Here is a 20,584-nt window from a genome sequence, read left to right on the forward strand (position 1 = left end):
TTAACCTCAGCCGAAACGGGACAGGGCGCCGGCCATGATCTCCAGATCGACATTGCCGCCGGAAGCGACTGCGATCACCGTTCCGCTTTCCAGTTCATCGCCGTGGAAGAGGGCCGCCGCCAGCGCCACCGCACCGCCTGGTTCGACAACGATCTTCAGCCGGTTAAAAGCGAGAACCATAGCCCGCAGCGCTTCCTCCTCGGTCACGGCAATGCCTTTTCCGCAGAGCCCGGCCATGATGGGGAAAGTAATGTTGCCGGGCTGCGGCGTGACGATCGCATCGCAGATCGAGCCCGAGGTCGTCGCGTTACGCTCGATCTTACCCGCAGCAAGGGAGCGCGCCACATCGTCGAACCGCGCCGGTTCCGACGTCCTGACCTTGTAGTTCGGCGCTTTTGCTGCGAGTGCCAGGGAGATGCCGGAGGTGAGGCCACCGCCACCGCAGGGCACCAGAACCTCGGCCCCACCGATGCCCAGCTCCGCGCCCTGTTCGGCAATCTCCAGCCCCACTGTCCCCTGCCCGGCAATGACCAGCGGTTCGTCATAGGGCCTGATCAGCGTCAGCCCACGCTCACGCGAAATGCGATCACCGATGGCGTCGCGATCTTCGTTAGCACGGTCATAGAGCACCACCTCCGCGCCATAGGCCAGGGTGTTGTCGATTTTGATCTTCGGCGCATCCGACGGCATGATGATGACGGCGGGAACATTGTGCAGCCGGGCGGCAAGCGCCACGCCCTGCGCATGGTTGCCGGAGGAAAAGGCGATCACGCCCTTGGCGCGCACCTCCGCCGGAAGGCCGGAGACGGCCGACCAGCCGCCGCGAAACTTGAAGGAACCCGTTCTCTGCAGGCATTCGGCCTTTACGAACAGCTTCCGCCCGGCAATCTCGTCCAGAAAAGGCGATGAGAGAAGCGGTGTGCGAACCGCATGGCTGCCGATGCGCCCACGCGCGGCCTCTATCATCGAAATATCTGTCATGTCGTGCCCCTGTGATGCGGATTTGCGGGTACATTAAGAGGTTGCAATCAATTGTGAAACCGCCCGGAAAAGAAAAATCCCCGGACGTGGCGGGGATTTTGTCCTATGTGATCAATGATTGTGCCGAGGCATCTTTTCGGCGATCCGGCGGAAATCCGCAGCCCCTTCTAGAACCGCGCCATCCGAAAGCTGGGTCACCGATTGACGATAGATGCGTTGCCAGGGTGTCGCATCCGCAGGAACGGCGGGAATGCCGTCAGCCTTACGGGCGTTGAGCTCCTCATCCGGCACCAGCGCGTTGCACTCCCCCTTGTTGAAGTCGATGCGGATGACGTCGCCGGTGCGAAGCCATGCGAGACCGCCACCCGCCGCACTTTCAGGGGAAGCGTTGAGGATCGACGGGCTATCCGCCGTTCCCGATTGCCGGCCGTCGCCGATCGTCGGCAGGCTGGTAATGCCTTTTTTCAACAGCGCGTCCGGTGGCTGCATGTTGACGACCTCGGCCGAACCTGGCCAGCCGAGCGGCCCCGCACCTCGAATGACGAGAATGGTGCGCTCATCAATATCAAGTGAGGGATCGTTGATACGGGCGTGATAATCCTCCGAACCGTCGAATACGACGCACTTGCCCTCGAATATCCCCTCGCGGCCCGGCTCGCTGAGATAACGCTGGCGGAATTCCGCCGAGATCACGCTCGTCTTCATGATGGCGAAATCGAAGAGATTGCCCTTGAGAACCAGGAAACCGGCCCGTTCCTTGAGCGGTTTGTCATAGGGCAGGATCACGTTGCGGTCGGTCGATTCACGCCCGTCCAGATTTTCCGCCATCGTCTTGCCGGTCACGGTCGGACAGCTGCCGTCGAGCTTACCGGCCTGCAGAAGCTCCCACATGATGGCGGGCGTTCCGCCGGCGCGATGATATTTTTCGCCCAGCCACTTACCGGCCGGCTGAACATTCGCCAGCAGCGGAATATCGTAGCCGTGAGCATGCCAGTCCTCTTCGCGAAGCTCGACACCCGCATGTTTCGCCATGGCCGCCAGATGCGGCTGCGCATTGGTGGACCCGCCAATCGCCGAGTTGACGCGGATCGCGTTCAGGAAGGCTTCGCGCGTCATGATGTCCGAAGGCTTGATATTCTCGATCACCAGTTCCACGGCGCGTCGGCCGGTACGATAGGCCATCTGACCGCGTTCGCGGTAAGCCGCAGGGATCGCACCGCAGCCGGTGAGCGACATGCCGAGCGCTTCCGCCATGGCATTCATGGTGGAGGCCGTGCCCATGGTGTTGCAGTGGCCAACCGAAGGAGCCGATTCCAGCGCTGCCTGCAAAAACTCCTCACGGGTGATTTCGCCCGCACCGTATTTGCGGCGCATGCGCCAGATGACGGTGCCGGAACCAACCAGATCGCCGTCATGATAACCATCGAGCATAGGCCCGCCGGAAAGCACGATGGCCGGAATATCGACCGTGCTCGCCGCCATCAGCGCCGAAGGCGTGGTCTTGTCGCAACCGGTGGTCAGAACGACACCATCGAGGGGGTAACCGTAAAGCACCTCCACGAGGCTGAGATAGGCGAGATTGCGGTCAAGCGCCGCCGTCGGGCGCTTGCAGTTTTCGAACATCGGATGCGTCGGAAACTCGATCGGAATACCGCCCGCATCGCGGATGCCGTCCCGCACCCGCTTGACCAGTTCCACATGGACACGGTTACAGGGCGTCAGGTCGCTGCCGCTCTGGGCGATGCCGATGACCGGCTTGCCGGACCGCAGTTCTTCCGGGGTCACGCCATAATTCATGAAGCGCTCCAGATAGAGCGCCGTCATGTCGAGATGATCAGGATTGTCGAACCAGTCCTGGGATCGCAGGCGGCGTATGGGTGTCTTATCGCTCATGAGATCGCTTCAGCCCCGTTCGCGGTTGTTGAGTTTTTCGAGATAAAGCAGGATGCCGCTATGGTCGATATCGGCCCCGCCGTCGCCAACGAAGTCATCGAATTCCCGCGTGACCTGCTGGGTAAGCGGCAGGTTAAGCGACAGATCCTTCGCCGTTGCCAGCACGCCGTTCAGGTCCTTGAGCTGGAACTTGGAGGGACCACCCGGCACGAAATTGCGGTTCACCATGCGCTCGCCATGCAGTTCAAGAATCCGGCTTTCGGCAAAACCGCCGCGTATGGCGTTGCGGAAACCTTCGCGGGAGGCTCCTCCCGCTTCCACCAACATCATCGCTTCAGCAACCGCGCCGATTGTAATGGCGACGATCTGCTGATTGGCGAGCTTGCAGAGCTGGCCCGCACCCGAGGGGCCGACATAAGTCAACCGTCCCATCGGCGCGAAGACATCCGCAAGTCCGGCGACCAGAGCCTCGTCACCACCCGCCATGATGGCAAGCGTCCCGGCCGTTGCGCCGGGGACACCACCAGAAACCGGTGCGTCGACATGATGAATGCCGAGCGCCTGGAGGCGCGACGAATGCTCCCGCGCAATCGGCGGCGCAATCGAACTGCTATCGATCACGATGGCACCCTTGGCAAGCGCCTCTGCTACACCCGCCTCAAACAGCACCTCGCCCACAGCATTGCCGTCGCTCAGCATGGTGATGACGATATCGGCATTCTTCGCGGCCTCTGCCGGAGATGCCGCGACAACCGCACCGTCAGCGACAAGGGCTTCGGCCTTATCGGCGCTACGGTTCCAGACCGTCACCAAAAAGCCGGCACCGAGCAAACGCCGCGCCATAGGCCCGCCCATCAGGCCGGTGCCGATAAAGGCGATTGACCGCTTCTTCTCCTCCCCGCTGACACTCATTTCAGGGAACCTCCCAGCTCGTCCTCGATGTGAACCTGAATGATCTCTTCGAAGGAGCTTTCGGCCGTGAAGCCAAGCTCGCGGGCGCGTTTCGCTTCGAAACCGGGTGCCCAACCCTCGCACATGCGCATGATCATCTCGTTCGGCTCACGGCGAATGAGGGCAACGGCCTTTTCGCCCGCGACCTTCCGCAGCGCTTCGATCTGTTCGCCAACGGTGGCGCTGAGGCCCGGCATCGACAGGTTCCGGCGCGGACCGACCTTTTCGACATCGATAGTGGCGCCGTGGATGAGGAAACCGACGGCGGAACGCGGCGAGGCATGCCAGTGGCGAATATTTTCCGGCACCGGCAGAACCGCTTCCTGCCCAACCAGCGGCTCGCGCAGAATGTTGGAGAAGAAGCCGGAGGCAGCTGCATTCGGCTTACCGGGGCGAATGCAGATCGTTGGCAGGCGAATGCCGATGCCGTCGAAGAAACCGCGACGGCTATAATCGGACAGCAGCAGCTCGCAGATCGCCTTCTGCGTGCCGTAGCTGGTCAGCGGCGTGGTGTGGAATTCATCCGGGATCGGATAGGGAAGCGGCGCGCCGAAGACGGCAATCGAGGAGGTAAAGACCACGCGTGGCTTGTAACCATCCTTGCCGTTGGCAATGCGGATGGCGTCGAAGAGATAACGTGTGCCGTCGAGATTGATGCGGTACCCTTTGTCGAAATCGAGTTCGGCTTCGCCGGAGACGATGGCCGCAAGGTGGAAGATGACGTCCGGACGGGCTTCGACCAGCTTTTCGGCTTCGCCCGGCGCCGAGAGATCGGCCGCACGCGCATCGACTGCACCGGAAAAACCCGTGGGAGCTTCAGGCTGGAACACGTCGATAAGAGTAAACTTCTCAACCGGCCTGCCGCCAAGTGATCCATCCTTGACGAGACGCTGTGTCAGCTTGCGGCCCACCATGCCAGCGGCACCGATGATTGCGATATGCATGTCTTCCTCCTCTTTGTCCCGGTCATTCTCCCGAGACCGAAAAAACATCATCGGCCAACCGACCGATAAATTAGCTTGTAAGGTTGTCTGATAACCTTATATGATCCAATTGAAAATACTATTTTTCAAGAACCGGTAAAAGCAAGGGCGAAAGACTCTTGCCCGGGTATTTTAGGGCGGATTGGACGGAGAGGGTGGAATTGAGCGAACACGATATCGAGGAATTGCGGTTTTCGCTGAAGAACAGGCTGGGCGAGGGCCTGCTGTTGACATCGCAGGAAGACATGCTGCGTTATTGCCGTGACTGGCACGGCGACGTTACCAGCTCGGCCGTAGCCGTGGTCCGCCCCCGCTCAACCAAGGAAGTGTCCGATACCGTGCTCGCCTGCGCCGAACTCGGCCTCGCCATCATCCCCCAGGGTGGCAATACCGGACTTGTGCTCGGCGGCATTCCCGATGCGCCCAAACATCAGATTGTGCTGAGCCTTGAGCGCATGAATGCGATCCGCACCATCGATGGCGACGATTTTTCAGCCGTGGTCGAAGCCGGCTGTATCCTCTCGGAATTCAAGGATGCGGTTCAGGACAAGGGCATGTTCTTCCCGCTGTCGCTTGGCGCGCAGGGCAGCTGCCGCATCGGAGGCAATGTGTCCACCAATGCCGGCGGCATCAATGTCCTGCGTTATGGCATGACCCGCGAACTGGTGCTGGGTCTGGAAGTGGTTCTACCAGATGGCACCATCTGGAACGGCCTGTCGACCCTGCGCAAGGATAATCGCGGCATCGACCTGAAGCAGCTTTTCATCGGTGCAGAAGGAACACTCGGCATCATTACCGCCGTTGCGGTCAAGCTTTATCCCAATCCAGAGCACGTCGAAACGGCCCTGCTCGGCCTTAATTCGCTTGATGATGCCATCAAGCTTTACCGCCGCGCCCGCCGCGAATGCTGCGACCTCATGTCCGCCTTCGAATTCATGCCGCCGGTCGCCTTCACTCTGGCGATCGAGGCAATCCCCGATCTCAAAATGCCGATCGCCGGTGATTACCCGGCCTATGTACTGATGGAAATTTCAGGCTCCGGCCTGGTCGACACGGCGGACCTGATGGGGCGCTTCCTCGAAGGCGTCATGGAAGACGGGCTGGTTCTGGACGGCGTCATCGCCTCCTCCCGTGCGCAGGCGCAATCGCTATGGCTGTTCCGCGAGGGCATGAACGAAGGCCAGGCGCTGCGCGGCAGCCATATGCGCACCGATATTTCCGTGCCGCTGTCAAAACTCGCAGCCTTCGTGGCCGAAGCCGAGGCCGAACTGGCGGAAAAACTGCCGCAATGCCTGGCGGTTTCATACGGCCATGTCGGAGACGGCAATGTCCATCTCAACGTACTGCCACCCGACGGCACAACACCCGAAGAGCGTGAGGCCTTCATCTACAAGTCCAAGACACTCGTGAACGAGGTCATCGACCGCTACGTCGGCAGCATCAGCGCCGAGCACGGCATTGGTCGCCTAAAACGCTCCGATTTCGAAAGCCGGCTATCTGATGTGCAGCGGCGGATGATCACTGGCCTGAAAAACACCTTCGACCCTGATTTGCGGATGAATCCCGGTTGCCAGATAAGCCTGCAAGCGGATAGCTAATCGAGAAATGACAAAGGCGGTTGAACACACCGCCTTTGAAAACCCGCTGGCAGCGAAGGAGGAAGTCGTTGCCGCGGAAAAACGAACCAATCGTTTCTTTGGAACGGGAGCAATCATGACGTTGGAGTTCAATCAGATACATCGCAACGATCATCTGCCCGGCCGTATCGCCGTGGAGATCGCTCGCGAGATCAATGATTCGAAACTCGGGCCAGGCGACAGGCTGCCGACGGAACATGTTCTTGCGAAAACCTTCGGCGTCAGCCGCTCTGTTATCCGTGAGGCGATCGCGCAATTGCGCAACGAAGGTTTCGTTGAAACCCGGCAGGGCGTAGGCGCCTTCGTTACCGATCCGCGGCAACGACTGTCGATCCGGATCGAGCAATCCACCCTCAACGATCCCGAAAACTTCAGGGATCTGATGCAGCTTCGAATGTCGCTGGAGATCGATGCTGCCGGCCTTGCGGCGTTGCATCACAAACCCGAACATCTGGAAAAGTTCGACAAGGCCATCTACGGCATGCGCAACGCCATAGAATGGTCCAAAGACGGGGTTGAGGCTGATCTCGATTTCCATCGCACCATGGCGGAAGCCACCGGTAATGAATATTTCCTGATTTTTCTTGGCTTCATTGCCCAGCGCATCAGTTCGGCAATCAACACCGCTTTTTCGCGTGCCGTTTACGGCGAAATCCTGGAAATCACCATCAACGAGCACGTCGTACTGCGAGACGCGATTGCATCGCGAAACGTTGCGCTGGCGCGAGATGCCATGCGCCAGCACATTTTAGGCGCTGCTCGGCGGCTGAACATCGATCTCGACATCTTCTGATCTTCGGCTCCCGTCGGGTATTGAAGCTATAGGACAGCTTGACCGCATTTGTTGGATGGCGATGGCGAATAAGGCGAATTTTTGTCTAATGTACCGCTAGACTCCCTGCAAAAGTCATACTAAGAAGAATGGGATTAGGTTGTCAGACATCCAGACAATAAGACCGCAGGAGGCGGTATGTCGGGTGCTGAAGGGGAGGACTACATGACCGGTAGAAGGTCCATCGACGCTATCGCAATTTTGCCTGAAGATTTCGAAAACGCTCTGCTCGTCGGCCGCGTCTGGTCGAAAAGCGAAGGCGGCCCCTGCCCCGTGCTGCTCAAGGGCGGCGTGCTTTATGACCTTACGTCGATTTCCCCCATCATGTCCGAACTTCTGGAGAAGGCGGATCTGGTCGAACGGCTCGCTGACACCGGCACCTTCGTCGCACTCGGAGCACTCGAAGCGTTTCTGGACGGTTCCGCCGGCGAACTCCTTGCGCCCAATGACATTCAGGCCGTCAAGGCCGCCGGCGTTACCTTCGCCGACAGCATGCTGGAACGCGTGATCGAGGAACAGGCCAAAGGCGATCCGATGCGTGCGCAGGAAATTCGCGGACGGCTGGCGCCTGTTCTCGGCGACAATCTCAAAGGACTTGAGGCCGGCTCCGAAAAAGCTGCCGAAGTGAAGAAACTGCTCCAGGAAATGGGCCTCTGGTCGCAATATCTGGAAGTGGGCATCGGCCCGGATGCGGAAATCTTCTCCAAGGCGCAGGCCATGGCCTCGGTCGGCTGCGGCGCACTGATCGGCGTTCATCCGAAATCACAATGGAACAATCCGGAGCCGGAAGTGGTGCTGGCCATCACCTCCGACGGCCGTATCGTTGGCGCGACGCTTGGCAACGACGTCAACCTGCGCGACTTCGAAGGCCGTTCCGCCCTGCTGCTCAGCAAGGCGAAGGACAATAATGCCTCCTGCGCGATCGGTCCTTTCATCCGCCTGTTCGACGGCAACTTCACCCTTGAGGATGTGAAGAAGTCGCAGATTTCGCTGCTGGTCGAGGGCGAAGACGGCTTCACCATGACGGGCGTCAGCCCCATGGAAGCAATCAGCCGCACGCCGGAAAATCTTAGCTCTCAGCTTTTGAACCGTAACCATCAATATCCTGACGGCGCGGTCTTTTTCCTTGGCACCATGTTTGCGCCGGTCAAGGACCGCCACGGCCCTGGTCTCGGTTTCACCCATTCAAAGGGTGACCGTGTCGAAATCTCCACGCCCAAGCTCGGTAAGCTGATCAACTGGGTCACGACGACTGACGAATGCCCGGAATGGACGTTCGGCACCGCGGCCCTGATGCGCAACCTGGCGAAACGAGGGCTGCTCTAGATATTTCTTCGGGAGGGGAAAATGCAAAAGACTATCAATCTCTTTTACCGGATTCTCGAAATCATTCTCGTCGCGCTGCTTGCTGGCATGTCGATCATGGTCTTCGTCAACGTCGTCATGCGTTACACGATGAATTCCGGCATCAATGTCTCTGAAGAGCTGTCACGCTACTTCTTCGTATGGCTGACCTTCCTGGGCGCCGTGCTGACCTTCCGCGAGAACAGCCATATGGGCATTGAAACGCTCGTGATGTTTCTGTCGCGCCGCGCCCGCATCGTCTGCATGATCATCTCGAACATCATCATTCTGGCCTGTTCCGCCATCTTCTTCTGGGGCACATGGAAACAGTCCGGCATCAACGCCAGCATGCACGCGCCGGTCACCAAGCTCTCCATGATCTGGGTCTATGGCATCGGCATGTTCACGGGTGGCCTGATGTTCGTCATCGCGCTGGAACGTCTCTACCGGCAATTGACCGGCCGCGTCACGGAAGACGAAATCGCCCAGTTCGCGGGCGAGAATCTGACGATCGAACAGCTTTCGGAGCGCTGATACCATGACACTTTTTGTTTTTGTCGGCTCTCTTCTGGGAGCCATGGCGATTGGCGTTCCCGTCGCTTTCTCGCTGATGTTCTGTGGCGTCGTGCTCATGTGGTACATGGGCATGTTCAACACCGCGATCATCGCGCAGAACATGATCTCGGGCGCAGACACCTTCACCCTGCTTGCCATCCCCTTCTTCATCCTGGCCGGCGAACTGATGAATTCCGGCGGCCTTTCCCGCCGCATCATCGACTTTGCGATCGCGCTGGTCGGCCATATCAGGGGCGGCCTCGGCATCGTGGCCATCGTCGCTGCCATCATCATGGCCAGTATTTCCGGCTCGGCCGCAGCCGATACCGCAGCGCTTGCTGCAATCCTCATCCCGATGATGGCGAAGGCCGGTTACAATATTCCGCGCTCCGGCGGCCTGATCGCCGCTGGCGGTATCATCGCCCCGGTCATTCCGCCGTCCATGGCCTTCATCGTCTTCGGTGTCGCCGCTAACGTCTCGATCACCCAGCTTTTCCTTGCCGGTATCGTACCCGGTATTCTGATGGGCATCTCGCTGATCGTCGCCTGGCTGATCGTGGTGCGCAAGGATGACGTCAAGCCCCTGCCGAGAACCACGGCCAAGGAACGCGTTACAGCCACGGCTCGCGCCGGCTGGGCTCTCGGCATGCCCGTCATCATCCTCGGCGGCATCAAGGCCGGCATCATGACGCCGACGGAAGCCGCCGTCGTGGCTGCCGCCTATGCCCTTTTCGTCGGCATGGTGATCTATCGCGAACTGAAGCCGGCGGACCTGTTCCACGTGCTCCTGCGCGCCGCCAAAAGCACCTCGATCATCATGTTCCTGGTCTGCGCGGCGCTCGTCTCCGCATGGCTTATCACAGCTGCGAACATTCCGAACGAAGTTGCCGGTTATATCGAGCCGTTGATCGACCGCCCGATGCTGCTGATGGCTGTCATCATGGTGCTGGTCTTCGTCGTCGGCACCGCGCTCGACCTGACGCCGACCATCCTGATCCTGACACCTGTCCTGATGCCGATCGTCAAGCAGGCGGGCATCGACCCGGTCTATTTCGGTGTCCTCTTCATCATCAACAACGCCATCGGCCTGATTACCCCGCCGGTCGGCGTGGTGCTCAACGTTGTCAGCGGCGTCGGCCGCATCCCGCTCGGCAAGGTCACGATCGGTGTCTGGCCGTTCCTCGTTGCCGAAACCATCGTCCTGGCGTTGCTGGTGATTTTCCCGGACATCGTCCTCGTACCGTTGCAGTACCTTCGTTAATCGAAACTTTTTCTCGACCACAATCCAAGGGAGGATATTATGAGAAAGCTTCTTCTGACCACCACGGCAATCGCTTTCGCCGTCAGCGCGGCAGCGCCGGCAATGGCCGAATTTAACAGCCGCAACATACGCGTTTCGAACGGCATCAACCAGGATCACCCTGTTGGCAACGGCATCAAGGCCATGCAGGCCTGCCTCGACGACAAGTCGGGCGGCAAGCTGAAGCTGACGGCATTCTGGGGCGGCGCCCTCGGCGGTGACCTTCAGGCGACACAGGCACTGCGCTCCGGCGTTCAGGAAGCCGTTGTAACGTCCTCGTCGCCGCTCGTCGGTCTCATCCCGTCGCTCGGCGTCTTCGACCTGCCGTTCCTCTTTGCGAACGACAAGGAAGCTGACGCTGTCATGGACGGCGCTTTCGGCGACATGATGAACAAGAAGCTGGAAGAACAGGGCCTCGTAAACCTGGCCTACTGGGAAAACGGCTTCCGCAACCTGTCGAACTCCAAGCATGCCGTCAACAAGTGGGAAGATTTCTCGGGCCTCAAGGTCCGCGTGATGCAGAACAACATCTTCCTCGACACCTTCCAGAACCTCGGCGCCAACGCGACGCCGATGGCCTTCGGCGAAGTGTTCTCGGCGCTTGAAACCAACGCGATCGACGCGCAGGAAAACCCCTATGTGACGATCGACACCTCCAAGTTCTACGAGGTGCAGAAGTACATCACCGAGACGAACCACGCCTACACGCCGTTCCTCTTCCTCTTCTCCAAGCCGATCTTCGACAGCTACACGCCGGAAGAACAGGCAGCCCTGCGCGAATGCGCGGTTGTGGGTCGTGATGAAGAACGCAAGGTCATCCGCGAACTGAACCAGAAGTCGCTGGAAAAGATCAAGGCTGCCGGCCTCGAAGTGAACACGCTGTCTCCTGAAGAGCAGGCACGTATCCGCGAAAAGTCGATGGTCGTTTATGAAAAGCACAAGGCTGAAATCGGCGCCGACGTCGTTGACGCCGTTCTGGCGGACCTGAAGAAAATCCGCGGCCAGTAAGCCCTACTGAATAGAACTAAAAAACACCCGGAGGTTCCGCCTCCGGGTGTTTTTGTTTGGGAAAACAGCCAACAGGAAAAAGGCTGCCGAAGCAGCCTCTAAAAAGATCACGCCGTACGGTTCTGCCGGTTGGCGATGAGGTCGTCGACAACAGCCGGATCGGCGAGCGTTGACGTATCTCCCAGCGCGCCGAAGTCGTCCTCAGCGATCTTGCGCAGGATACGCCGCATGATCTTGCCGGAACGGGTCTTGGGCAGGCCCGGCGCAAACTGGATCTTGTCAGGTGTCGCAACCGGCCCGATTTCGTTGCGCACGTGTTTCACCAACTCTTCGCGCAGCGCATAGTCTCCGTTCTGGCCTGCCATCAGCGTGACATAACAATAAATGCCCTGGCCCTTGATCGGATGCGGATAACCGACCACAGCCGCTTCCGAGACCTGATGATGCGACACCAGCGCCGATTCCACCTCGGCCGTGCCGAGACGATGACCGGAAACGTTCAGCACGTCATCGACGCGGCCGGTGATCCAGTAATAACCGTCCTCATCACGACGGCAGCCATCGCCGGTGAAGTACTTGCCCTTGTAGGTGGAGAAGTAAGTGTCGATGAAGCGCTGATGATCGCCATAGACCGAGCGCGACTGGCCCGGCCAGCTGTCGATGATGCAGAGGTTGCCGTCCGCCGGCCCCTCCAGCACATTGCCTTCGGCATCGACGAGCTGCGGCTGCACACCGAAGAACGGCCTTGTCGCCGAGCCGGGTTTCAGATCGGTCGCGCCCGGCAGCGGCGAGATGAGAATGCCGCCGGTTTCCGTCTGCCACCATGTGTCGACGATCGGGCTCTTGTCCTCGCCGACCACATGGTAATACCATTCCCATGCTTCCGGATTGATCGGCTCACCCACCGTGCCGAGCAGGCGCAGGCTGCTGCGCGAGGAGCGCTTCACGAACTGGTCGCCAGCACCCATCAACGATCTGAGCGCTGTCGGCGCCGTATAGAAGATATTGACCTTGTGTTTGTCGATGACTTCCCAGAAGCGGCCCTGATCCGGGAAGTTGGGCACGCCTTCGAACATGAGTGTCGTCGCGCAATTCGCGAGCGGCCCGTAGACGATGTAGGAATGGCCGGTGACCCAGCCGACGTCGGCCGTACACCAGTAAACCTCGCCGTCCTTGTAGTCGAAGACATACTCGTGCGTCATAGACGTATAAACGAGGTAGCCGCCCGTGGTATGCAACACGCCCTTGGGCTTACCGGTCGAGCCCGACGTGTAGAGGATGAACAGCGGGTCTTCCGCGCGCATCTTTACCGGCGGGCAATCCGGTTTCACGGTGGCGATTTCCTGATGGTACCAGATGTCGCGGCCCGGCGCCCAGCCGGTCTTGCCGCCGGTGCGGCGCACCACCAGAACCTTGTTGACGATGACATATTGCTTGGCAGCGATATCGATCGCCTTGTCGGTGTTTTCCTTGAGCGGGATAGGCTTGCCGCCACGTACGCCTTCATCGCAGGTGATGACGAAGGTCGATTCGCAGTCGACAATACGGCCTGCCAGCGCTTCGGGCGAGAAGCCGCCAAACACGACGGAATGCACTGCGCCGATGCGCGCGCAGGCAAGCATCGCGTAAGCCGCTTCGGGAATCATCGGCATGTAGATGGTGACACGATCACCCTTTTTGACTCCGTGCTTTTTCAGCACGTTGGCCAGACGGCAGACATAATCATAAAGCTGGTTATAGGTGATCTTCTTGTCGATGTAGGGGTTATCACCTTCCCAGATGATGGCCGTGCGCTCGCCATGCGTCTTCAGATGGCGATCGATACAGTTGTAGGAGACGTTGGTCAGGCCATCCTCGAACCACTTGATCGGCACCCTACCCCTGAAGGACGTGTTCTTGACCTTGGTATAGGGCTTGAACCAGTCAATCCGCCGGCCGTGCTTGTCCCAGAACTTTTCAGGATCCTCGACGCTCTCCTGGTACCATTTCTGGTAACGCTCATTGTCGATGAGCGTGCGGGCTTTCGCCGACTTGAGCACCGGGTAGATTTTGGCAGACATGAACTCCTCCTGGAACCGGGTATGGCTTCTGACGCGGCCCGAGACTCCCACCTCAGGCATGTGTTGAATTCATAGCAGGTCAATTGCGCACGGCAATTAGACAAAGGTCATTTGTTTCGCAAAGAATTGCAATTATGATGCAATCCGGTTATAGAGCGGCAATATCCCGGAAATCAGTGGTTGATACCACGCCCGCGACACCGGCGCGGACGGACAGAAGGACTGTATCTATGGCTCAACAATTGCTCATGCCAAAGGCAACGGCTGTATGGCTGGTTGACAACACCGCGCTGTCGTTCGATCAGATCGCCACGTTCTGCAAACTGCATCCGCTTGAAGTCAAGGCAATTGCCGACGGTGAAGCCGCGCAGGGCATCAAGGGCCTTGACCCGATCGCGACCGGACAGCTTTCCCGCGATGAAATCGCCCGCGCCGAAGGCAACCCGAACCACAAGCTGAAGCTTTCCGAGCCGAAGGTGCGCGTGCCGGAATCCAAGCGTCGCGGCCCGCGTTACACGCCGGTTTCCAAGCGTCAGGATCGTCCGAACGCCATTCTGTGGCTCGTTCGCAACCACCCGGAACTGAAGGATGCGCAGATTTCGCGTCTCGTCGGGACCACGAAGTCGACCATCGAGCAAATCCGCGACCGCACGCACTGGAACTCGGCCAACCTGACGCCGATGGACCCGGTCACACTCGGCCTCTGCAGCCAGATCGATCTCGACCTCGAAGTCGAGCGCGCCTCGCGCGGCCGTCCGCTGCCGACCGCCGAAGAACTGGATAACACGCTGCAGCCCGCGGCCGTCACCGAAGGCCTGGATTACAACTTCCAGCGTGAGGAAGACGACCAGATCGACGCCGATGCGGTCTTCAAGAAGCTCTCCTCGCTGAAATCCACTCAGAAGGACGAAGACGAGGACGATCAGTACTGATCGACGTTTTCGAATGCTTAAAACCCGGCCTCAGTGCCGGGTTTTTTGTTTATGGCCTTATCGCGTGCCGAAGATCGCCGAGCCCACACGAACACTGGTCGCGCCGAATTCGACGGCCGTTTCGAAATCACCGGACATGCCCATGGAGAGTTTTTCCAGGCCACATTGCTTGGCAAGCTTCGCCAGCAGCGCAAAATGTGGACCGGGATTTTCATCTGCCGGCGGAATGCACATCAGCCCCTCGACCGGCAATTTCAACTCATCCCGGCAAAGAGCCACGAAAGCGACGGTCTCACGCGGATCGATGCCCGCCTTTTGCGGCTCAAGCCCGGTATTGACCTGCACATAAAAACGAAGGCTGCGGCCCTGTTTGCCGCATTCCTCGGCAAGCGCGCGGGCGATCTTTTCGCGGTCGACGCTCTCGACGACATCAAACAATGCCACGGCGTCCGCAGCCTTGTTGGACTGCAACGGGCCGATCAGATGCAGTTCTATGCCATCAGTCTTCTCTTTCAGTGCCGGCCACTTGCCCTGCGCTTCCTGCACGCGGTTCTCCCCGAACACACGCTGGCCGGCATCGATGACCGGCTGGATCGCTTCCGCCTCGAAGGTCTTCGATACCGCGACGAGGGCAACATCTGCCGCCTTGCGGCCGGATTTTTCCGCCACATCCGCAATGCGCTGCCTGACATCCTGAAGACGTGCTTCGATTTCCATCACAAGACCTTTTTTAACCGTTCGAACCGCTAACTAGACGCCGAATCCCTTGATGCCAAGCGCCTTTAGCACCATTTGAGGCACGCTGGCCAAGATTGCACCGCCGAACGCCCCGCCAAACTTGACGCCCCGGTCGTTTCATGGTGAAGGTCAGCGCACATTTTTCCCCTCGATACCCGGAATTTTAGACAATGGCCATCGAACGTTACAATCCTCGCGACGCCGAGCCGCGCTGGCAGCAGAAATGGAACGAAGACAAGGTCTTCGTGACAGACAACAGCGATCCGCGTGAGAAATATTACGTTCTAGAGATGTTTCCCTATCCTTCGGGTCGCATCCACATGGGCCATGTCCGCAACTATGCCATGGGTGACGTCGTCGCCCGCTACAAGCGCGCCCGCGGTTTTAACGTCCTGCACCCGATGGGTTGGGATGCTTTCGGCATGCCGGCCGAAAACGCCGCCATGCAGAACAAGGTCCACCCGAAGGATTGGACCTACCAGAATATCGCCACCATGCGTGGTCAGCTGAAATCCATGGGCCTGTCCCTCGACTGGACGCGCGAATTCGCGACCTGCGATGTGGAATATTATCATCGCCAGCAGGCGCTTTTCGTGGACTTCATGGAAAAGGGTCTGGTCTACCGCAAGCAGTCGAAGGTCAATTGGGACCCGGTCGACCATACCGTTCTGGCCAACGAGCAGGTCATCGACGGCCGCGGCTGGCGCTCCGGCGCGCTGGTCGAACAGCGAGAGCTGACGCAATGGTTCTTCCGCATCACCGATTTTAGCCAGGACCTGCTGGACGAGCTGGACACGCTGGATCAGTGGCCGGAAAAAGTGCGCCTGATGCAGAAGAACTGGATCGGCCGCTCCGAAGGCCTGTCGCTGCGCTGGCAGACCGTTGCGGACACGGCGCCGGAAGGCTTTTCTGACATCACAGTCTATACCACGCGCCCCGACACGCTGTTTGGCGCCTCCTTCCTGGCCATCGCCGCCGACCACCCGCTGGCGAAAGAGCTGTCGGAAAAAAATCCCGCCATCGCCGAATTCTGTGATGAATGCCGCCGCCATGGCACGTCTCTGGCCGCGCTGGAAACGGCTGAAAAGAAGGGCATCGATACCGGCGTCAAGGTCGTCCATCCGCTGGATCCGACCTGGGAATTGCCGGTCTACGTCGCCAATTTCGTGTTGATGGATTACGGCACCGGCGCGATCTTCGGTTGCCCCTCCGGCGACCAGCGCGACCTGGACTTTGCGCGCAAATACGGTCTGCCGGTCGTGGCGGTCGTCGCCCCCGAAGGGCCTGATGCGGAGACCTTCACGGTCGATGACACCGCCTACACCGACGACGGCGTGATGATCAACTCCGGCTTCCTGAATGGCATGAAAACGACGGATGCCTTCGAGGCAGTCGTGCAGAAGCTGTCGGCACAGACGCTGGGCAACGCGCCTCAGGCCGAGCGCAAGGTCAATTTCCGCCTGCGCGACTGGGGCATTTCCCGCCAGCGTTATTGGGGTTGCCCGATCCCGGTCATCCATTGCGAAGTCTGCGGTGTGGTTCCGGTTCCGAAAAAGGACCTGCCGGTCAAGCTGCCCGACGACGTGACGTTCGACGTGCCCGGCAACCCGCTGGACCGGCACCCTACCTGGCGCCATGTCTCCTGCCCGCAATGCGGCCATGACGCGCGCCGCGAAACCGACACGATGGACACCTTCGTCGATTCCAGCTGGTATTACACGCGCTTCACCGCGCCGTGGGAAGACGCACCGACCGATCCGCAGGTCGCCAACCACTGGCTGCCGGTCGATCAATATATCGGTGGCATCGAGCACGCTATCCTGCATCTGCTCTATTCTCGCTTCTTCACCCGTGCGATGCGCGAAACAGGTCATGTGGACGTCAAGGAACCCTTCAAGGGTCTGTTCACCCAGGGCATGGTGGTCCATGAGACCTACAGCCGCGGTGAAGGCACGGCGCGCGAGTGGGTGCCGCCTGCAGACCTGCGGATTGAAGAAACCGACGGCACACGCCGCGCCTTCCTGCTCTCGTCCGGCGAAGAGGTGAAGATCGGCTCGATCGAGAAGATGTCGAAGTCGAAAAAGAACGTGGTCGATCCTGACGATATCATCGCATCCTACGGCGCCGATACCGCGCGGTTCTTTGTGCTGTCGGACTCTCCACCCGATCGCGATGTGATCTGGTCCGAATCGGGCGTAGAAGGCGCAAACCGATTCGTCCAGCGCGTCTGGCGCATCATCGGCGAGGCTGCCGAACAGCTGAAGGGCGTGAAGCCGAAGCCGGCGACCGAGGGTGAAGGGCTGGCGGCCTCCAAGGCGGCTCACAAGACGCTGAAGGCCGTTCAGGAAGATCTGGACAAGCTCGCCTTCAACAAGGCCATTGCCCGCATCTATGAACTGGTCAATGCACTCGCCGGTCCGCTTGCGGATGTCGCTGCGGGCGGAAAGTCCGATGACGTCAAGGCGGCAGCGCGTGACGCCGTCGAAATCCTGATCCGCATCATCGCCCCCATGACGCCACATCTGGCGGAAGAATGCTGGGCGGCACTGGGCAATGAAGGCCTGGTGGCTGAGACGCCATGGCCAACTTTCGTGCCATCGCTGGTCGAGGAAAACGACGTGGTCATGCCCGTGCAGGTCAATGGCAAGAAGCGCGGCGAATTGACAATCGCGCGCGATGCGGATCAAGATGCGGTCCGCGCGGCTGCCCTTGCTCTGGATGCCGTCAAATCTCTTCTTGCCGGCGGCGAGCCCAAGAAAGTCATCGTGGTTCCGCAGAGGATTGTGAACATTGTTGTCTGACGTTTTTTCGAGATGGAGCCGCGTCGCGGCAGCAATTTCCGTCGTGATGATGGCTGGTCTTCTGGCGGGCTGCCAGGTGCGCCCGCTCTATGGCGAGGCTTCCGGCAACAAGGAAAGGCTTGCCGCCGTCAGCGTCTCCGATATCGGCGGCAGGGTTGGACAGGAAGTTCGCAACCAGCTGATTTTCCTTCTGGCCGGCGGCGCTGGACAGCCGACGACGGCGCAATATAACGTCAAGGTTTCGGTCAGCTCGAGCGCTTCCTCGACAGAGGTGCAGAACTACGATCTGACGACACGGACGAACAACAATTACGACGGGCCGTATCCGGGCCGTGTTATCATGAGCGGCCAATACGTGCTGACGCGCATTTCCGACGGTCAGATCCTGCGCTCCGCGCGCCGCAGCGTCACGGCGCAGGTGGATCTGCCGCAGCAGGAATTCGCCAAGATCCGGGCAACCCGCGACGCCGAAAACCGTGCGGCGCGCGAACTTGCCGAAATCATCCGCACCGATATCGCCGCCACCCTCGGCCGCTGAGAGCGGCGGCCGTGACGGAGATAAAGTCCCATGAGTTCGAGCGCTTCGCCGAAAATCCGGCGGAGCGCTTTCGCGTTTTTGTACTCTACGGACCGGATCGTGGTCTGGTATCGGAGCGGGCAGGCGTCATCGCCAAAAAGACGGGTATCGATCCCGATGACGCTTTCGCATCGCTGAAACTGACCGCATCCGATCTGCAGGGTGACCCCGGCCGGCTGCTCGATGAAGTAAACGCCATCGGCCTTTTCGGCGGCGAGAAACTTGTCTGGGTCAAAGGAGCCTCAGCCGAAAAGGCTCTGGTAGATGCCCTCCAGATTCTGGCGGACACACCGCCGGAAGGAAGCTTCCTGATCATCGAGGCGGGCGACATCAAAAAGTGGACAGGACTGCGCAAGATTGCGGAGCCGGCACGCTCGATTGCCGCAATCCCCTGTTATGCGGACGATGCGCGCTCTCTGAATGCATTGATAGATCAGGAACTCTCCGTGAATAATCTGCGCATTGCACCGGCTGCGCGGCAAAGGCTGATCGAGCAGCTCGGCGGCGACCGTATTGCTTCGCGCAACGAGATCCGCAAGCTCGCGCTCTATGGCCTTGGGACCGACGTGATCGAGGAAGATGACGTTCTGGCCATCATCGGTGATGCCAGTACCGTTTCCGCCGACGATGCCGTCGACGCCATTCTGAAAGGCGACAGGAACGCCTTTTTCCACGCCACTCAGAAGATCATTTCATCGAAAACGCCGATCTTCCTCGTGCTTCAGGGGTGCCTCAAGCAATTCCAGCTACTCGATCAGATGCGCGCGGAGATGGATGAGAAAAAGCAGCAGGCCGGTCAGGTCACGCAGACGCTCGGACGCCATATCCACTTCCGCAGGAAGCCGATCATCGAAAGAGCGCTGCGCACATGGCAGCCGGCGGCGATCGCCCGCGAGATGAACCGACTGCAGGCAGCCATCCTGCAAAGCCGTCAGCGACAAAGCCTGGAGGAAAGCGTGGCGCTTCTGACATTGCTGTCGACCACACTTCAGTCCGGCCGCGGTGGATAAACAAAAGCCCTCGCGCTGATGCAACGAGGGCTTTTCAAATATGGGTCCAGGACTTCGTAAATCTGAGGTCAGTCGCCCTTGCCGGGATCAGCAGAGAAATAAAGCTCCAGCTTGCCTTCAACGCCGTCCATTTCCTTGGCTTCCGGCATCGGATCGCGCTTGATCGTGATATTCGGCCAGATGGCCGCATATTCGGCATTGAGCTTCAGCCACTTGTCGAGACCCGGCTCCGTATCGGGTTTGATGGCCTCAGCAGGACATTCCGGTTCACACACACCGCAATCGATGCATTCATCGGGATTGATGGCGAGGAAATTTTCACCCTCGTAAAAGCAGTCGACGGGGCAGACCTCAACGCAATCGGTATATTTGCAGCGGATGCAATTGTCGGTCACGACATATGTCATGAAGAACTCCAGAATATGCAGGCCGGGTCTTTGGGCTTCGGAACACAAGCCGTCGCCCGGAATTCAGACAGGGCAATTTCGCAAGTGACGTAATGCCTTTGCCTGCAGATAGCAAGGATAACAATTCTGAAAAACGAGAGCGACCCGGAGGTTTATTCTAATCTTTGCTTCCATCACTGTCCGACAGAAACCTGTCGAGCGCCCTGCGCTCCTTTTTGGTGGGACGCCCGCTACCGGGCTCACGTAGCGCCTGCTCGAGAGGGGTCAGCCTGTCGGAAGGCCCCCGCGGCGGCGTCTGGTCGTCATAAAGAAGTCTGGCTTCTTCATAGGGTCCGCGTCGCACTCCACCGGATTTGACGACGAGCACCTTGTCCATCCGCTCAAAGCCGATCTCCAGCCTGTCCCCCGCCTTCAGCATGTGGCTGGGCTGGCGGATGGCAACGCCATTGACCCTTACGTGGCCCGACTGGATGTAACTCTGGGCCAGCGATCGGGACTTGGCCATGCGGGCAAAGAACAGCCACTTATCGAGACGCTGACGCGTGCTTTCCAGTGGCTGTTCGTTGCTTCCCATA

18 protein-coding genes are annotated in these 20,584 nt (G+C 59.4%); 10 read left to right on the forward strand and 8 right to left on the reverse strand.

What is annotated here, in order from left to right; all coding sequences use genetic code 11:
• Positions 1–6: 6 nt before the first annotated feature.
• From ACFVTJ_RS21785 to denD, 4 genes are all read right to left on the reverse strand, one after another.
• A complete protein-coding gene (locus ACFVTJ_RS21785) occupies positions 7–981 on the reverse strand; it encodes a threonine/serine dehydratase (protein WP_386910676.1) in 975 nt (324 codons plus the stop codon).
• 111 nt (positions 982–1,092) lie between these two features.
• Positions 1,093–2,874 (reverse strand): IlvD/Edd family dehydratase, encoded by a 1,782-nt coding sequence (locus ACFVTJ_RS21790; protein ID WP_386910677.1) that lies wholly within the window; start codon positions 2,872–2,874, stop codon positions 1,093–1,095.
• Positions 2,875–2,883: 9 nt separating this feature from the next.
• Entirely contained in the window at positions 2,884–3,786 is a 903-nt protein-coding gene (locus tag ACFVTJ_RS21795; RefSeq protein WP_386910678.1) for an NAD(P)-dependent oxidoreductase, read from the reverse strand.
• Complete coding sequence (gene denD, locus ACFVTJ_RS21800; RefSeq protein ID WP_386910679.1) at positions 3,783–4,769, reverse strand: D-erythronate dehydrogenase; 987 nt, start codon at positions 4,767–4,769, stop codon at positions 3,783–3,785. The genes ACFVTJ_RS21795 and denD overlap by 4 nt, the downstream gene beginning before the upstream one ends.
• A gap of 194 nt (positions 4,770–4,963) precedes the next feature.
• Between denD and ACFVTJ_RS21805 the strand changes: the two genes are divergently transcribed.
• The 6 genes from ACFVTJ_RS21805 (at position 4,964) to ACFVTJ_RS21830 (ending at position 11,484) form a co-directional block, all read left to right on the forward strand.
• Complete coding sequence (locus tag ACFVTJ_RS21805) at positions 4,964–6,406, forward strand: FAD-binding oxidoreductase (RefSeq protein ID WP_386910680.1); 1,443 nt, start codon at positions 4,964–4,966, stop codon at positions 6,404–6,406.
• A 115-nt stretch (positions 6,407–6,521) separates the two neighbouring features.
• Positions 6,522–7,238, forward strand: a complete 717-nt coding sequence (locus ACFVTJ_RS21810) for a FadR/GntR family transcriptional regulator (RefSeq protein WP_386910793.1) — start codon at positions 6,522–6,524, stop codon at positions 7,236–7,238.
• A 204-nt stretch (positions 7,239–7,442) separates the two neighbouring features.
• Positions 7,443–8,603 (forward strand): fumarylacetoacetate hydrolase family protein, encoded by a 1,161-nt coding sequence (locus ACFVTJ_RS21815; RefSeq protein WP_386910681.1) that lies wholly within the window; start codon positions 7,443–7,445, stop codon positions 8,601–8,603.
• 21 nt (positions 8,604–8,624) lie between these two features.
• The gene (locus ACFVTJ_RS21820) at positions 8,625–9,155 is read left to right on the forward strand and encodes a TRAP transporter small permease (protein ID WP_063951481.1); all 531 of its coding nucleotides are present in this window, start codon (positions 8,625–8,627) and stop codon (positions 9,153–9,155) included.
• A gap of 4 nt (positions 9,156–9,159) precedes the next feature.
• Positions 9,160–10,437, forward strand: a complete 1,278-nt coding sequence (locus ACFVTJ_RS21825; protein ID WP_386910682.1) for a TRAP transporter large permease — start codon at positions 9,160–9,162, stop codon at positions 10,435–10,437.
• 39 nt (positions 10,438–10,476) lie between these two features.
• Positions 10,477–11,484: a TRAP transporter substrate-binding protein gene (locus tag ACFVTJ_RS21830; RefSeq protein WP_386910683.1), complete on the forward strand. Its 1,008-nt coding sequence runs from the start codon at positions 10,477–10,479 to the stop codon at positions 11,482–11,484.
• 107 nt (positions 11,485–11,591) lie between these two features.
• On the opposite strand, the gene acs is transcribed toward ACFVTJ_RS21830, so the two are convergent.
• Positions 11,592–13,544: an acetate--CoA ligase gene (gene acs / locus ACFVTJ_RS21835; protein ID WP_386910684.1), complete on the reverse strand. Its 1,953-nt coding sequence runs from the start codon at positions 13,542–13,544 to the stop codon at positions 11,592–11,594.
• A gap of 230 nt (positions 13,545–13,774) precedes the next feature.
• Here acs and ACFVTJ_RS21840 point away from each other — a divergent pair, with 230 nt between their 5' ends.
• The gene (locus ACFVTJ_RS21840; protein ID WP_386910685.1) at positions 13,775–14,476 is read left to right on the forward strand and encodes a DUF1013 domain-containing protein; all 702 of its coding nucleotides are present in this window, start codon (positions 13,775–13,777) and stop codon (positions 14,474–14,476) included.
• Positions 14,477–14,533: 57 nt separating this feature from the next.
• Here ACFVTJ_RS21840 and ACFVTJ_RS21845 read toward each other — a convergent pair whose 3' ends face one another.
• The gene (locus ACFVTJ_RS21845; RefSeq protein WP_220331594.1) at positions 14,534–15,193 is read right to left on the reverse strand and encodes a YggS family pyridoxal phosphate-dependent enzyme; all 660 of its coding nucleotides are present in this window, start codon (positions 15,191–15,193) and stop codon (positions 14,534–14,536) included.
• Positions 15,194–15,384: 191 nt separating this feature from the next.
• Here ACFVTJ_RS21845 and leuS point away from each other — a divergent pair, with 191 nt between their 5' ends.
• Genes leuS through holA form a run of 3 tightly spaced genes read left to right on the forward strand, consistent with a single transcriptional unit; the run spans position 15,385 to position 19,602 of the window.
• Positions 15,385–18,015 carry a leucine--tRNA ligase gene (leuS, locus tag ACFVTJ_RS21850; protein WP_386910686.1) on the forward strand — a complete coding sequence of 877 codons (2,631 nt, stop codon included), beginning with the start codon at positions 15,385–15,387 and terminating at the stop codon, positions 18,013–18,015.
• Entirely contained in the window at positions 18,008–18,553 is a 546-nt protein-coding gene (gene lptE / locus ACFVTJ_RS21855; RefSeq protein ID WP_386910687.1) for an LPS assembly lipoprotein LptE, read from the forward strand. Before leuS ends, lptE begins: the two co-directional genes overlap by 8 nt.
• An 11-nt stretch (positions 18,554–18,564) precedes the next feature.
• Positions 18,565–19,602 carry a DNA polymerase III subunit delta gene (holA, locus tag ACFVTJ_RS21860; protein ID WP_386910688.1) on the forward strand — a complete coding sequence of 346 codons (1,038 nt, stop codon included), beginning with the start codon at positions 18,565–18,567 and terminating at the stop codon, positions 19,600–19,602.
• A 68-nt stretch (positions 19,603–19,670) separates the two neighbouring features.
• On the opposite strand, the gene fdxA is transcribed toward holA, so the two are convergent.
• Together fdxA and ACFVTJ_RS21870 are read right to left on the reverse strand one after the other, a co-directional pair.
• Positions 19,671–20,009, reverse strand: coding sequence for a ferredoxin FdxA (gene fdxA, locus ACFVTJ_RS21865; protein WP_220331597.1), 339 nt, complete (start codon positions 20,007–20,009; stop codon positions 19,671–19,673).
• 157 nt (positions 20,010–20,166) lie between these two features.
• On the reverse strand, positions 20,167–20,583 hold the full coding sequence (locus ACFVTJ_RS21870; RefSeq protein WP_386910689.1) for an RNA-binding S4 domain-containing protein: 417 nt from the start codon (positions 20,581–20,583) through the stop codon (positions 20,167–20,169).
• Position 20,584 lies beyond the last annotated feature (1 nt).

The organism is Agrobacterium sp. NPDC058088 (assembly GCF_042885035.1).
GTDB lineage: Bacteria > Pseudomonadota > Alphaproteobacteria > Rhizobiales > Rhizobiaceae > Agrobacterium.